Raw genomic sequence first — 13494 nt, 5'->3', positions numbered from 1 at the left:
TTGATGATGGCGTCGATGCGCTTCACTTCGGCGGCCATCCAGTCCACGTAAGCCGCCTGCGCGTCGCGCTGGGCGACCATTTCGGCGTAGCGCGCGCGTTCTTCGTCGCTGCCGGACTGCCAGCTTTCGGCCAGCTTGATTTCGGTGGTCAGCCGGCTGACCGTGGCGCTCATGTCCGGCAGCTTGGCCTGATACTTTTCAAGCTGGTTGGTGGCCGCCGCGATCACGTCGCGCGGCGGTGTTTTCGGCTTGACGAGGCTCGACGCGCCACGAACCGAAACGATCATGTTGCCGGCGGTGAACACCGCCTTGCCGACGATGCCGAGCACGGCCACGCACACGCTGTCCACGTCGGCGTAAACCTTGACCTTGCCGGCGGCGTCAGCAATGGCATACACCCGCTCGCCCCCGTCCACCGTCGCGGTGATTTCGGCCGTGAAAGTCCCCTTGTCCGCATCCGCCACGATGGCGGTGATGTTGAGATTGGTCGCCTCGCGCAGCACTTCGGCCAGAATTTCCGGTTGCTTGCGGCCGCTCAGCTTGTCGGTGTTCTTGATAGTCATGATGTGTTTCCCCTTCGGTTGAAAAATGGCCTCGCGTACAGTTATTGACACGAGTCCAAGAGCGGCTGACGCCGCTTTTCTGTGACCCGGACCATTCCATCCGCCATGTCTTGACGCGGGTGGTCAGGGTTTCGCCGCTGGCCGTATCGGTCAGTCCGGCAATGATCTGCATCGGTTCGCCGTAGCGGTTGAGCGCGCTGCGGTAGCGCAGGCTGACCGCCCGGCCGCGCATGGCGGCGGTGTAGTCGTCCCACGCGCCCCGGTCGGCGGCGTCGATGACGACGGCCAGCGCGCCGGAGACTTCGCTGATCCGGTCGGCGGCCCGGCGCGCTTCGCGCCAGAGCGTGACCGGCGCGGCCCCGAAAAACTGGAACTGCCGGATGCCCCAGATCGACGCCCACGCCCGGACGCGCTCGGCCCCGCTGGCGGCATCGGTGCCGGCTTCAAAGTCGCCTTCACTGACCCCGGCACCGTCGATGTTCTTGCACACGTACTTGACGACGTAGCCGGCGGCACTGCCGCGCTGGCGGTCTATTGCCACGCTGTAGGCGCGCGCCCGGCGCGCTTCGCTGCTGGTCAGTTCTTCGGCAAATTCGCGCTGCCAGTAGTCGGTTGCGATGGCGATGGCCCGCTGGAGTGCTTCGGCTTCGCCCATCAGCAGGACGTGCCAGTGCGGTGTGCCGTCGTGGTGCGGCTCGGCAATCCGCAGCCCGTAGACCGACAGGCCGGCACGGGCGAAGGCCGAGCGGGCGCGGCCCCATTGTTTTGTCATCCACGCCTGCGCTTCGCGCGGGGTACTGCCCTGCCAGCGCGGATTCTTGCGGCCGTTGCTCAGGCGCGCGTGAAACGCACTTGGCGCGGTCAGCGTCAGGAATTCGGCGGCGTGGCCGTTTGCCAGACTGGCGCGTTCCATGCCGGCGATGCGCGTCATCAGTTCTGCGCGCCGGATGGCCGGGTTGGACACCGATGCGGCGACGATTTCATCAAGCGGCACGTCGTCGCCGGCGTCGCTGACCAGCCGGGTGGCGGCCAGCAGGGCGGCATTGCGCGCGCGGGTGCGGCGCACCACGGCCAGCGTGTCGGCGCTGACGTAGGCCGAGCGGCGTTTGTGCACCAGCCCGGCGGCTATTTCGAGCGATTCACGGCGGCGGCCAGTTTGCGTTCGCACCCGGCGCAGCCAAAAACGATCTTCGACCAGCCGCGCGGCGAGTCCTGCCGGGCTGCCGGTGGCCGGCAGTTCGATGGCGACCGCTTGGGCAAGGCGTTCGGCCGATGGCAGCCCGCCGGTTTCGATGCCGGCGTGACCGGCAGGACGTGACAGCGCCGCCCGCGCCTGCCGGCACAGATCACGCGCACGAGTGTCGATAGTGTCGCCGTCGGTATCCAGCGGCAGGCCCGCAGCGGTGCCGGTCGCGCGCCGGTGCGCCTGACGCAGAAACGAATTGGCTGCGCGGCGCACGTCGCCGGCCAGCCCTTGACGCTGAAAGATGCGGTCATAGGTGGTTTGCCAGTGTTGGCGAAGCCCGGCCGGCAGGTCGGCCAGCAGGCCGGCACGCCACGCGGAATCCTCGCGGTAAATCCGTGCCAGCATGTCCGCACTCATGCCGGCGTTCTCAGGCGGCGAGGCGCGACCGGATACCGGCGCGCTCGCGTTGTTGGCGTTGCAGGGCGTAGCGGTCGGCTACCTGCCGGCATTCGCCGGCGACCATCGCAAGTACGCCGGCAGCGGCTTCGACCCGCAGCGATTCCAGCCCTGCCACGTCCAGCGCGCGCTGGCATTCGGCAATGCGCGCGGCGAGTTTTTCGAGGTACTGGCCGACGCGCTCGGCGGTTTCGGCTTCGGCGTGACTGATTTCGGCGCGATCAGCCGCGCAACCGTCGCGCCTGATGACCCCGGTCGGGCCGCCCACGCTGGATTCAGCCCCACCGGCGCGCGCGGTTTTTGCACCGGCAGCAGCGGCGGTCTTGTCGGCCAGCAACCGCTTGCAGTGCGCCAGAGTCAGCGCGCCGGCATCAATCGGCGGGCGGGCGCTCATGGCTTCACCTGTTTGGCGGCAGCCTGTTCTTCCGTCGCCGCAGCCTCGCGGCCCGGCAGGCTGCGCAGATCGACCAGCACCGGCGGCCGTGCCCGGCCCTCACCCACGGTCGGCAGGGTGCAAATCTCGATGCGCGCCCGCATCTCGTCGCCGCCCCATATCTCGACGACGACCATGCCGGCCCGGCCCCGCCGCAGCGTGACCATTGCCTTTTCAAATGCGAACGACTGAAACACCGAACCCATGCCGACCCCCGGAATGCCAATGACATAAATAGTTGGGCGCGACAGATTTCTGCCGCGCCTTGCAATTCAAGTTACTGAAATCCCGGACAACGGTGCCTGCCGGTAAACCGTTGTTTTTAATGTCGATCAGCCTACAATCCAGCTAACCGAGAAAGTCGGAAACTTAATAAAAACGGGTGCGGAAATGATGACAAGTTATGACTGGATTTGCCTTGCCAAACAGCGGATTGGTGTTGAGTCCGACTATGCGATGGCGAAAGTGATTGGCGTAACTCGCCACCAGATCAGCAAAATAAAGACCGGCAAGTCGAACCTTGGCGATACAACGGCCATTCGACTAGCCAATTTTGCCCATTTCGACGCTTTGAAAATTATTTCGTCGTTAAATTTTGAGCGCGCAAAATCGCCCTCAGAGAAAGCGTTCTGGGAACAGATTTATTGCAGCAGACCAGACGAAACACAAAATTAATTGCGTTTTCAACGTTTCCCGCTCGGAAACGTCCGCCAATTTTTTCAATTTAATGCCGATTGCATACGCTTAATAATATTAAGTCGACTGAAAAAACGCTGGAACTATGCGTTTTTGAAAATTTCGCCACTTGGCACGTGCCCAGTTTTCCGGCCTTCGACGTTGCAGGTTTCTTGAGTCAGATCAATAAAAAAGCGCGCAATTCTGTAGCCTGCGCGCATCAGTAAACTGATTGGTCTGTGCTTTCATGGCATTGATGGATGTTGCATGTACTGCTGGCGATACCGCCCTGGAGCCAATCCGGAAAACTGGCGAAACGCCTTCCCGAAAGCCGCTTCGGATTGATATCCCACCGCAAGGCCGATTTCCCCGGCACGTTGGCTCGTTTGCCTCAATAACGCGCACGCCTTCAGCATGCGTAACCGCAAAAGGAATGCACCAACCCCCATACCGGCCGACTCAGCAAAATGCCTGGCATAGGTTGCTCGCGACATGGCTGCCAACCGCCCCAGTTCGGCAATTGTCCAGGGATATTCGGGAGCTTTCAGAACCGCATGCACCGAAATCGCCAACCGGGAATGCCCCAGCAGCTTCAGCAAACCCGGAGGCGTATCTGGCTGATTCCCTTGTTCACGCAATGCCAGTGTCAACAACGCCTGAACCAGTGAAGTGACAATCGCCACGGCCCCTGGAGCAGATTGTCCAGCCTCCTGCCTGATCCAGCCGACCAGTGATTGCAGCATCGCCTGCGCCGAAAGGCTGGAAAAAGATATCCGCCATGGCTCTGGCAATCCCGACAACAACCAGTCTCCTATACCCGAACTGAAACAAAAACGGCCACACAGCAAATCCACTTCAACCAAGGATCCATCACCAGACTGACGTAACGGCAGCCAGCCATTAGTACGACTGGATACCGGCAAGACCGGAAACCGGTCTGGACCGTTATGCACGGCATGAGCACTCCCACGAGGAAGCAGGACAAAATCCCCTCCCCTGACCGGAAAAATCCCGGCAGCAGTTTGTACCTGGCACTCACCGGACAGCACCAGATGAAACGGTACCGTTCCCGCGGCCTCGTCATCATGCGGAAGATGAAACCCTCCGGCCAACTGGCAACGCACATCCAGACTCGCCAGCAGGTTTGCCTGCCGCACCAGACTGCTCAATCCATCCATGAGACGATCACGCTAAAAATTGAGGTTTTAACGCATTCAATCATAACCGTACCGGCGGGATACTGCGTCAAGCAGCACCTCAGATACCCCATCGTTACGAAAGGAATGCATCATGATCGACTGGAAAAACTACCGGCAGGAACTGACCGGACGCATTGGTGAAATCGGTCGCCTGAGCCCGGATACTGTACGCGGATACCAGACTCTGGCTGGAGCCGGCCAGAAAACGGCCCGTCTGGATGGAAAAACGCGTGAACTGATCTCTCTGGCAGTGGCGGTGACCACACGTTGCGATGGCTGCATCAGTTTCCACAGTGCAGCAGCGCTGGAACAAGGAGCCAGCCGCGAAGAGATTGCCGAAGCACTCGGAGTCGCTGTGGCCATGAATGCCGGTGCAGCCATGGTGTATTCAGCCCGGGTCATGGACGCGATTGATGCAAAATGATTGGCACCGGTCTTTCTGAAGGCAAAAACAGGCCTGTACTTGCAGTCCTGCCTTGAATGACTGGCCAGACCCAATACAGCAACAAGGTCCGGGTGGCAATCACCCTGCACAGACAAACCGGACCTTGCGTCGGGCTGTTTGGCAGATGTGGATCACGCCTGTTTGTGGCACTTGGCGATCATCGGGGTTCGTAACTTTTACAGAGGCCAACCTACTCCTCTTGGACAAGGGGCAGTCTCCAGACGCGTTTGCTCAGATGAGCATCAGGGATGCGGCAAACAGCGGAATCAGGCCGTCATTCGACAAGACGCCCAGGTTCTGGCTCCGGCCAGAGCCACGCATGACCCCGCAGTCGTCCATCCCACAGAAGAGATCAACCAGTCCGCGACAGCCACTCCCAGATTTTTGATGTGTCTGGATATTTCTGCTGCGCGCTTTGGAGCAGCCGTCTCATCCCAGACAGCCAGACAGAGAGAAGCGCACACCAGGCAGCGCGCATGAAGCCGAACCCTGTACGATGCGTGTTACACGGAGCACCGTGAACCACCAGCAACCATCCTCCGGGGATATCTGCCCCTCATCGCAGCCAGGGACTTCATGTACGAATCTCAGCAGACGCCCCCTCTTCCGGCTCGCCAGTTTACGCTGCGCTTGGCCCGGCATATCGCCATTGCCCTGATGCTGGTCATGCTGTCGCTGTTGATCGGCATGACTGGCTACAGGCATTTTGAAAGCATGTCCTGGCTGGATGCCTTTCTCAATTCAGCCATGCTGCTGGGTGGCATGGGCCCGGTCAAAACCGACGGGCTGACAGATGCCGGCAAACTGTTTGCCGGTCTTTACGCACTCTATGCCGGCCTGGTATTCATCGCAGTCATGGGCATTGTCCTGACACCCGTGGTACATCGGGTTCTTCACCGTTTTCACTGGGAAACACGGAGCGGGAGTAAATAGCCCGGTCATCTACCCTGCCCTGAACAGAAGTACTGACTTCGCGCTTGTCTCAGGGTCGCCGTTATCCCAGCATACCCTCGTGCGGTACAAAGACATGGCTGCCATAGCCGATGCGCGACGAGCCGGCATCCAGCCAGATGGTATGCGTCCGGTTTCTAGCGACAGGTGAAGCACCTTCCGGACAAGTGGCCAGCAACTGGTGCTCACCTTTGAGAACTGCCGGACAGACCGAAGTCTGGACTTCTCCGCTCAATGGCATCACACGCACATGCCAGACACGAAACTGGTCCTGATGCCGCTCAACCGTCAAGAAACGGTCCTGATGGCGGACGGATTGCCAGCGCCCCTCACTCCAGTGCGACTCCTCAGTCCATTCACAATATGCCAGCCCGCCCACTACCAGCAGGGTCAACACCGACAATACCAGATGGATTTTTTTCATGCCCCTCACCTGCAAAAAACATACAACCAATTGAAGTTGCAGGAATTATTACCCGTACAGGCGGCGCAGGAGCAAGGAGTGAATTATTACCAGCACAATTTAGTCAATAAATTTAACCTAATATCGATCTGGCACCGGCCATCCGGCTGATTACCTGCGAACAAATCCGCTCCTCAAGCCAAAGGCTGGATATCCAGTTGCTTCCAGCTGGCATGAAAGCAGGACCCCAGGTAATCCAGCAGCGGGTCATTCCTGTCCCGCCGGTGGCGCACGATATGCAGGGACAGGCTGATACCTTCAAGCGGTACCGGGCAAATCCGCAATTGCTGGTGATAACGGAATAGCCGGGTCGAGGTTTGGGGCAGGACCGCTACCAGCGGAGATTCGCTGACCACAAAAGGAATGGACAGCAAGCTGGCACTGCGTACCACGATACGTCGCGGAGGCAAGCTGCGCTCGGCCAGCATCTGGTCAAAACGGCTCAGGGTCGCACCGGCATAAGTGGAATGAATGTGCGGTTGCGCCAGGATCTCATGGATGCCGGGATTTTCTCCCAGCGGCACCCGCTCCGGGTTGAATACGCAGTCGTAAGGGACATGCCCCAGAAGCTCGCCGATAAAGTCGTTCTCCAGCGCGGGAAAATGATCGATGGCCAGCCGGACTTCGCCATGCTGCAACAATTCAAGCTGTCTTAGCGGACCGCCAGACTGTACGGACAATTGCAGTCCCGGTGCATGCGTACGCAAGTGCTCTACCAAAGACGGCAGCAAGCAGGACTCAAGCGAGGCCGACAAGGCAATCCGCATTTCCTGCACCACGGTTGCCGGATCAAACTCCGGCTGTCCACGGGTCAGCGCATCAATCCTCAGCAGAAACGGCCGGATTTCAGCGGCAATGGTCAGGGCCCGGCAAGTCGGTTCCATCCGCCCGTGGCTGCGGAACAGGATTTCATCCCCCAGAAGTTCACGCAGGCGCGCCAGTGCATGACTCATGGCCGGCTGACCGATGAAAAGGCGTTTCGCAGCACCACTGACACTGCGCTCCTGCACCAGTGCATCCAGTGCAACCAGCAAATTGAGGTCAATCTGGCGAAACTTGCCGTGCAAGATATCATTCATGTCGATACTTCAGATCAATCCAATTGATTTTGATGATGTTAGCGCGATTTTTACAATACGCATGGTGTTTATTCATTTGCCAAGCGTTCAATGTCCGCCACTCCGGCCCTCGCCCCAATCCCTGAAACACCTGCCTTGCACCCCACGCCGGGATTCCTGCTGTTCCTCGCCTCAATGACCAGTCTGGAGTTTTTGCAGACCGGCATGATCAACTTTGCTGCCCGGCCGCTGATCGCCGGGGTACACGGTTCGCCACAGGGTTTCAGTCTCGCAGCCACCATTTATTCGGTCGCAGCCATCGCCATGCTGCTGCAACACCGCTGGCTGGCAGAAAGGCTGGGATACCGCCGCTTTACCTTGCTGTCACTGGCACTGTTTGGTGCCGGTGCCCTGCTCTGCGCCGAGGCAGACTCCATCGCCATGTTCTGGGCCGGGCGCCTGCTGCAAGGGGCCGGTGGCGCCACGTTCTTTTGCGCCGGACGCATCATCTGCAATTCAGTCAAGACAGAATTGCGCGCCAAGGCGCTGATTACCTTCATTATTGCCCTGATGGGCAGTGCATCTCTGGCACCACTGCTCAGCGCCTGGAGCATCACCCACATCAGCTGGCGAGCCATTTTCTGGGGCATGCTGCCACTGGTCATGATCGTGGCCTTGCTGGCCAGCCGGCACATGCCCAAGGACGTCGAAGGCCGCCGCGACGGCAAAGAACCCTTCCAGTGGAAAATCATGATCGGTCTGGTGCTGGGCGTCGGAGCCATACAGTTCGCCATCCAGCGCGTGCGCTTCGACCTGTTCAGCCATCCGCTGCCGATTGTTGCCATGGCCATCATCGGCCTGCTTGCCGTGCTGTGGTTCAGCAATCACCAGCAACGCCGTCCGACTCCGTTGATCGACTACCGCCAGCTGGCACATGCACGTTTTCTGGTCGGCATGCTCTGTTACGGTTTCGGTTACGTGGTCATGAACGCCAACGGCTATCTGATGCCGCACCTGTTGCAACAGGCACTCGGCATGAGCGTACTGGTCAGCGGTTATCTGCTGGCCCTGGCCTCCCTTGGCAGCCTGGGCGGTGAGTTCGTTCTGATCCGGATGATGCCGCGCCGGCAAGGACACAAGATCTACATGATGGCCGGACTGGTCCTGCTGATCTTGTACGGACTGTTGAGCGCCGGTTTTTCAGGCCAGACGCCGTGGGAACTGCTGGCACTGAATGCATTGACCGGCGGCGTATTCATGTCCTTCTTCATGGGTCCGGTCGCCCGTGGCGCCTTCCAGAACATGGATGCGCGCACGTTTTCGCATGCCTATCAAACCAAAAACATCATCCGTGAAATTGCCGGCTCGACCGGCATCACCCTTGCCACGCTGTTTTTGCAGTTGCGCAGCAGTGCCCACTACCAGCAGCTCGCTACCGATGACCGCCCGAACATGTTTGCCCACAGCGACGGCCTGCTGACCAGCACCTTGCAACCGCTTCTGCACGGAACGGAAATGCAGGCAATGCTGCTGGCCTGCGCTGATTACCACCACGCCCTCACCATTACGGCCCTGCTGGTCTTGCTGCTGGTCTGGCGACAGAAGGTTTACGGCTGAGCACAGCCGGCATTGATGAATGCCTGCGACGAAGGTGGCAGCCAGGCATCATTTACCGGCGTCATGCGAGCGAGGAACCCATCGCCATGCAGGCCAAAAGCCGGCAAGTCTCCGGGGAAGGCATGCTGCACGTCGCCAGACAGCACGCCCGCCCCTCGCTGCATGCACATCCCTTGCACAGGGAATGCAGCAGCAGGTGTGCTGCCAGCCAGATGGAATGCACGTCATAATGACCCAAGACAGGGACTGCGCTGCCTGCCGGTTAGTGCAACCACCGCAGCAAGACATGCAAGCCTGTCAAGACAGACAGCAACTTCGGTGACGGATAGTCTTGTTGCACCCGCACGGTTGCCGGCAACAAATCCGGCAGGGGGAATGGACTGTACTCAGGGAATGGCGACGAAATTCATGCGGCGCTGGATGATCCTGGTCTTGCGCAGCAGGGTCCTGTCATTGCGGTGGGTGTCGTAATAACGTGGATTGGGCACCATGGCAGCAAGCTTGGCTGCCTGCCCGGCAGACAACCGGGATGCGGGCACCCGGTAGTAGTGCCTTGCCGCAGACTCAGCACCAAAGACGCCGTCACCCCATTCGATCACGTTCAGGTAGATCTCAAAAATCCGGCGTTTGTCCATGACCGCCTCCAGCATGACGGTGATCAGTGCCTCTTCGGCCTTGCGCCAAGGGGTGCGTCTGGAGGACAGGAAAAGGTTTTTGGCCAATTGCTGGCTGATGGTCGATCCGCCGGCAACAATCCGGCCTTTTTGCAGGTTTTTTTCCCAGGCGGTCTGGATACCTTCCCAGTCAAACCCTTCATGCTGAAGGAACTTGGCATCCTCGCTGGCAACGATGGCCCGTTTGAGCTGCAGTGAAATCCGTCCGTAGTCCACCCAGCGATAACGCAACTCGGCATCCGGGTTGGTTTCGGCCAGCCGCGCCTGCTGTTCATCCATGAAGGCCGTTGTCGCCGGATTGTTCCATTTCCAGTAGACGATGTGCCCGAAAATCCACAGCTGGTACAACAAAAACAGGGCAAGCAGTGCTGCAACCCCACGGACAATCCACTTCAGCACGCTATCGCTCCAGGATGAAAGAGAGGCAAGGATAGCGACCTGTCCCCGCCTCGTGTAACTACAAATGCAACAAAATTATGCCAGACGCTCGCGCAGGCTGTTCATGACCGGACGAGTGTTCGGTCGTCCGCCATGCCAGATATGCCAGGATTCGGCCGCCTGCTCGACCAGCATGCCCAGCCCGTCCGACAGCATGCCGGCGCGCTCGGCCTGCCCGCGAGCCAGAAACGGCGTCAGGCCCTTGCCATACACCATGTCGTAAACCAGCTCGCTGCCTGCCAGCAGGCCGGCAGGCAGTGGCAGGTCATTGCCGGACAGGCCGGTGGAGGTGCCATTGATGACGATATCAAACTGCTGACCCGCAAGGTCATCGTACCCGGCCGCATCGACCTCGCCCCACTGGGCAAAATGCGTGACCAGTGCTTCCGCCTTGGTGACGGTCCGGTTGGCTACGGTCAGACTGGCAGGATGTTGTGCGAGCAAGGGCTGCAAGACTCCGCGCACCGCACCACCGGCCCCGAGCAGCAGCAGACGCTTGCCCTGTATCCGGACATCCAGATTATCGACGATGTCACGTACCAGCCCGACACCATCGGTATTGTCTCCCTGGATCTGGCCATCCCTGAAAGTCAGGGTATTGACTGCATCGGCAGCGCGCGCGCGTTCGGTCAGTGCTCCGGACAGCTGGCAGGCCTCCAGCTTGAAAGGCAGTGTGACATTCAGCCCCTTGCCTCCCCGGCCGATGAACTGCCGGACTGTTGCCTCAAAACCGTCCAGTGGTGACAGCAGACGCTCGTAATCAAGTCCGAGACCGGTCTGGCGGGCAAATTCCTGATGGATGAAAGGCGACTGACTATGGTCAATCGGGTGGCCGATAACGGCATACAGTTCGGTCATTGTCTCAAGCTCTCAGATCGTAAAAAAACAGCCTATCCCTGACTCCACGGCAGGCCGTGCCGACGCCAGCCGCCAAGTTGCCCGCGCTGGCCAGCGGCATCGCGGTCGCCTTCAAATCCCTCAAGGATGTTGAACGCAGTGTATCCGAGTCCGGCCAGACACTCTGCGGCAGCATGGGAACGTACCCCGCTGCGGCACAACAGCACCACCGGGCGGTCAGTTGGTATTTGTGCCACAGCTTCGCGGGCGAAATCAGGATTGATCTCCATACCGGGCCACATGCGCCATTCAATGCTGATGGACTCGGGAGGCGCTCCGACAAACTGCCGCTCCGCGATGGTGCGTACATCCAGCAGTGTCGCTTGCAAAGCCTTAACCAGTTCCCAGGCTTCTGCCGGCATGACGGCCCCGGCATACGGCAACCCCAGTTCCTTGCCTCTGGCCGCTGCTGCGGCAAGGACTTGTGAACAATGCTCATGCATATTGACATCCCGGATATCAAATTATGTCAACACAATAGTAGCAGCGAAGAAGGCCAATCTGGCAACCCTTGGCAGCGATGCACCATTGATGTGCACGAAACTCGATATTCACCATTTTGGTGCATGCAATCCATGCGAATGCACCAGTTTGAACTACATAGCCCAAAACCATAAAAAGAATGGCTCGTGGCACAATACCACCCGCTTGCCGACAAGCCTGACACCACAGGAAAACATGGCACGCACCTTGCTTTAATTTAGGTACACCACCGGCACATGCCGGACCGAATTCCGCATCAATGAATCACCCGCTGATCTGACTGGAGAAATGCAATGGCGGCTGTCGCTAACGTAAAGAAACTGATTGAAGACAACGACGTCAAATTCGTTGATCTGCGTTTTACCGACACCAAGGGCAAGGAACAGCACGTCACGGTGCCGGCCCATGTGGTGACCGAAGACATCGAAAGCTGGTTTGAGCACGGCCACGCATTTGACGGTTCCTCCATCGCTGGCTGGAAGGGCATCCAGGCTTCCGACATGCTGCTGATCGCTGATCCGGCCACGGCCAACATTGATCCGTTCTTCGACGAACCGACCCTGTTCATGTCCTGCGATGTGGTGGATCCGGCCGACGGCAAGGGCTATGACCGCTGCCCGCGCTCGATCGCCAAGCGCGCTGAAGCCTACCTGAAGGCCTCGGGCATCGGTGATGTCGCCTACTTTGGTCCGGAGCCCGAATTCTTCGTGTTCGACAGCATCACCTGGCACGCCGACATGTCCGGCTGCCACGTCAAGATCAACTCCGAAGAAGCCGCATGGTCCTCCGCTGACCCGATGAACGGTGCCAACACCGGCCATCGTCCGCGCGTCAAGGGCGGCTACTTCCCGGTTCCGCCGGTCGACAGCTTCCAGGACATGCGCTCGCAAATGGTCCTGCTGATGGAAGAGCTCGGCGTGCCGGTCGAAGTGCACCACCACGAAGTAGCCACCGCCGGCCAGATGGAAATCGGCACCCGCTTCAGCACCCTGACCCAGCGTGCCGACTGGACCCAGATCATGAAATACGTGATCCAGAACGTCGCCCACAGCTACGGCAAGACCGCCACCTTCATGCCCAAGCCGATCTGTGGCGACAACGGCAGCGGCATGCACGTGCACCAGTCGATCTGGAAAGACGGCGTGAACCTGTTTGCAGGTGACGGCTACGCCGGCCTGTCCGAGTTCGCCCTCTACTACATCGGCGGCATCATCAAGCACGCCAAGGCCCTGAATGCCATCACCAATCCGGGCACCAACTCCTACAAGCGCCTGGTTCCGCACTACGAAGCCCCGGTGAAGCTGGCCTACTCGGCCAAGAACCGCTCGGCCTCGATCCGCATTCCGCACGTAGCCAGCCCGAAGGCCCGCCGCATCGAAGCCCGCTTCCCGGATCCTTCCGCCAACCCGTACCTGTGCTTCGCTGCACTGATGATGGCCGGTCTGGACGGTGTGCAGAACAAGATCCACCCGGGCGAACCGGCCAGCAAGAACCTCTACGACCTGCCGCCGGAAGAGGACAAGCTAATCCCGACCGTCTGCGCCTCGCTCGAAGAAGCCTTGGCTTCGCTGGATGCAGACCGCGAGTTCCTGACCCGCGGCGGCGTGTTCAGCAACGAATGGATTGATGCCTTCATCGACCTCAAGATGCAGGAAGTCAGCCGTATCCGCATGACTCCGCACCCGGTCGAATTCGACGAGTACTACAGCCTGTAACGTTAGATTTATACCGTTTCGGACTGCCCCAAACCCCTGTTGCCATTGGCTCCAGGGGTTTTTCCTTGTACCCCTCAGACATATCCATGCGTGGCGACTGACCGCAGACCGGCAAGGCGAGATCGCCATCCCTGATTACCCGGGACAGTCTGAGGACATGATGCCGGTGAATCGCCCGGCCCAGATCGGCGAGCCGTTGGAAATACTGTCGCTCGTAATCTGCCGGCGAGAATTCATTGCT

General features: G+C 59.6%; 14 protein-coding genes. 5 read left to right on the top strand and 9 right to left on the bottom strand.

Going from position 1 to position 13494, the window contains the following annotated elements; all coding sequences use genetic code 11:
- Positions 1-381: 381 nt before the first annotated feature.
- The 3 genes from G542_RS15765 to G542_RS0103505 are packed head-to-tail and all read right to left on the bottom strand — an operon-like array spanning position 382 to position 2844.
- The gene (locus G542_RS15765) at positions 382-2154 is read right to left on the bottom strand and encodes a replication endonuclease (RefSeq protein WP_162142325.1); all 1773 of its coding nucleotides are present in this window, start codon (positions 2152-2154) and stop codon (positions 382-384) included.
- A gap of 22 nt (positions 2155-2176) precedes the next feature.
- Positions 2177-2599: a hypothetical protein gene (locus tag G542_RS0103510; RefSeq protein ID WP_027823386.1), complete on the bottom strand. Its 423-nt coding sequence runs from the start codon at positions 2597-2599 to the stop codon at positions 2177-2179.
- Positions 2596-2844 (bottom strand): hypothetical protein, encoded by a 249-nt coding sequence (locus G542_RS0103505; protein ID WP_027823385.1) that lies wholly within the window; start codon positions 2842-2844, stop codon positions 2596-2598. The genes G542_RS0103510 and G542_RS0103505 overlap by 4 nt, the downstream gene beginning before the upstream one ends.
- 184 nt (positions 2845-3028) lie before the next feature.
- On the opposite strand from G542_RS0103505, the gene G542_RS15760 reads away from it, so the two are divergent.
- Positions 3029-3313, top strand: coding sequence for a transcriptional regulator (locus G542_RS15760; RefSeq protein WP_051189879.1), 285 nt, complete (start codon positions 3029-3031; stop codon positions 3311-3313).
- A gap of 245 nt (positions 3314-3558) precedes the next feature.
- On the opposite strand, the gene G542_RS0103495 is transcribed toward G542_RS15760, so the two are convergent.
- Entirely contained in the window at positions 3559-4491 is a 933-nt protein-coding gene (locus G542_RS0103495) for a cupin domain-containing protein (RefSeq protein ID WP_027823384.1), read from the bottom strand.
- Between the two features lie 112 nt (positions 4492-4603).
- Here G542_RS0103495 and G542_RS0103490 point away from each other — a divergent pair, with 112 nt between their 5' ends.
- Both G542_RS0103490 and G542_RS0103480 read left to right on the top strand, forming a co-directional pair.
- Entirely contained in the window at positions 4604-4936 is a 333-nt protein-coding gene (locus tag G542_RS0103490; RefSeq protein WP_012697335.1) for a carboxymuconolactone decarboxylase family protein, read from the top strand.
- 687 nt (positions 4937-5623) lie between these two features.
- The gene (locus tag G542_RS0103480; protein WP_202971716.1) at positions 5624-5890 is read left to right on the top strand and encodes a hypothetical protein; all 267 of its coding nucleotides are present in this window, start codon (positions 5624-5626) and stop codon (positions 5888-5890) included.
- 61 nt (positions 5891-5951) lie between these two features.
- Here the strand turns inward: G542_RS0103480 and G542_RS0103475 are convergent, their stop codons facing one another.
- Complete coding sequence (locus tag G542_RS0103475; RefSeq protein WP_012697337.1) at positions 5952-6332, bottom strand: hypothetical protein; 381 nt, start codon at positions 6330-6332, stop codon at positions 5952-5954.
- A 173-nt stretch (positions 6333-6505) separates the two neighbouring features.
- Positions 6506-7450, bottom strand: coding sequence for a LysR family transcriptional regulator (locus G542_RS0103470; RefSeq protein ID WP_027823382.1), 945 nt, complete (start codon positions 7448-7450; stop codon positions 6506-6508).
- Between the two features lie 135 nt (positions 7451-7585).
- Between G542_RS0103470 and G542_RS0103465 the strand changes: the two genes are divergently transcribed.
- On the top strand, positions 7586-9046 hold the full coding sequence (locus tag G542_RS0103465; RefSeq protein WP_162142324.1) for an MFS transporter: 1461 nt from the start codon (positions 7586-7588) through the stop codon (positions 9044-9046).
- A 386-nt stretch (positions 9047-9432) separates the two neighbouring features.
- On the opposite strand, the gene mtgA is transcribed toward G542_RS0103465, so the two are convergent.
- The 3 genes from mtgA to G542_RS0103445 all read right to left on the bottom strand — a co-directional run bounded on the left by mtgA (position 9433) and on the right by G542_RS0103445 (position 11498).
- The gene (gene mtgA / locus G542_RS0103455) at positions 9433-10119 is read right to left on the bottom strand and encodes a monofunctional biosynthetic peptidoglycan transglycosylase (RefSeq protein WP_027823379.1); all 687 of its coding nucleotides are present in this window, start codon (positions 10117-10119) and stop codon (positions 9433-9435) included.
- A 75-nt stretch (positions 10120-10194) separates the two neighbouring features.
- Positions 10195-11016: a shikimate dehydrogenase gene (gene aroE, locus G542_RS0103450; protein ID WP_012697343.1), complete on the bottom strand. Its 822-nt coding sequence runs from the start codon at positions 11014-11016 to the stop codon at positions 10195-10197.
- A gap of 32 nt (positions 11017-11048) precedes the next feature.
- Entirely contained in the window at positions 11049-11498 is a 450-nt protein-coding gene (locus G542_RS0103445; protein ID WP_211218775.1) for a rhodanese-like domain-containing protein, read from the bottom strand.
- Positions 11499-11831: 333 nt separating this feature from the next.
- On the opposite strand from G542_RS0103445, the gene glnA reads away from it, so the two are divergent.
- A complete protein-coding gene (glnA, locus tag G542_RS0103440; RefSeq protein ID WP_027823377.1) occupies positions 11832-13253 on the top strand; it encodes a type I glutamate--ammonia ligase in 1422 nt (473 codons plus the stop codon).
- Positions 13254-13494: the final 241 nt, after the last annotated feature.

The organism is Laribacter hongkongensis DSM 14985, from assembly GCF_000423285.1.
Taxonomy (GTDB): Bacteria; Pseudomonadota; Gammaproteobacteria; order Burkholderiales; family Aquaspirillaceae; genus Laribacter; species Laribacter hongkongensis.
Note: the sequence above shows the minus strand (reverse complement) of the source record. Positions and strands in the feature narration are given on the sequence as shown.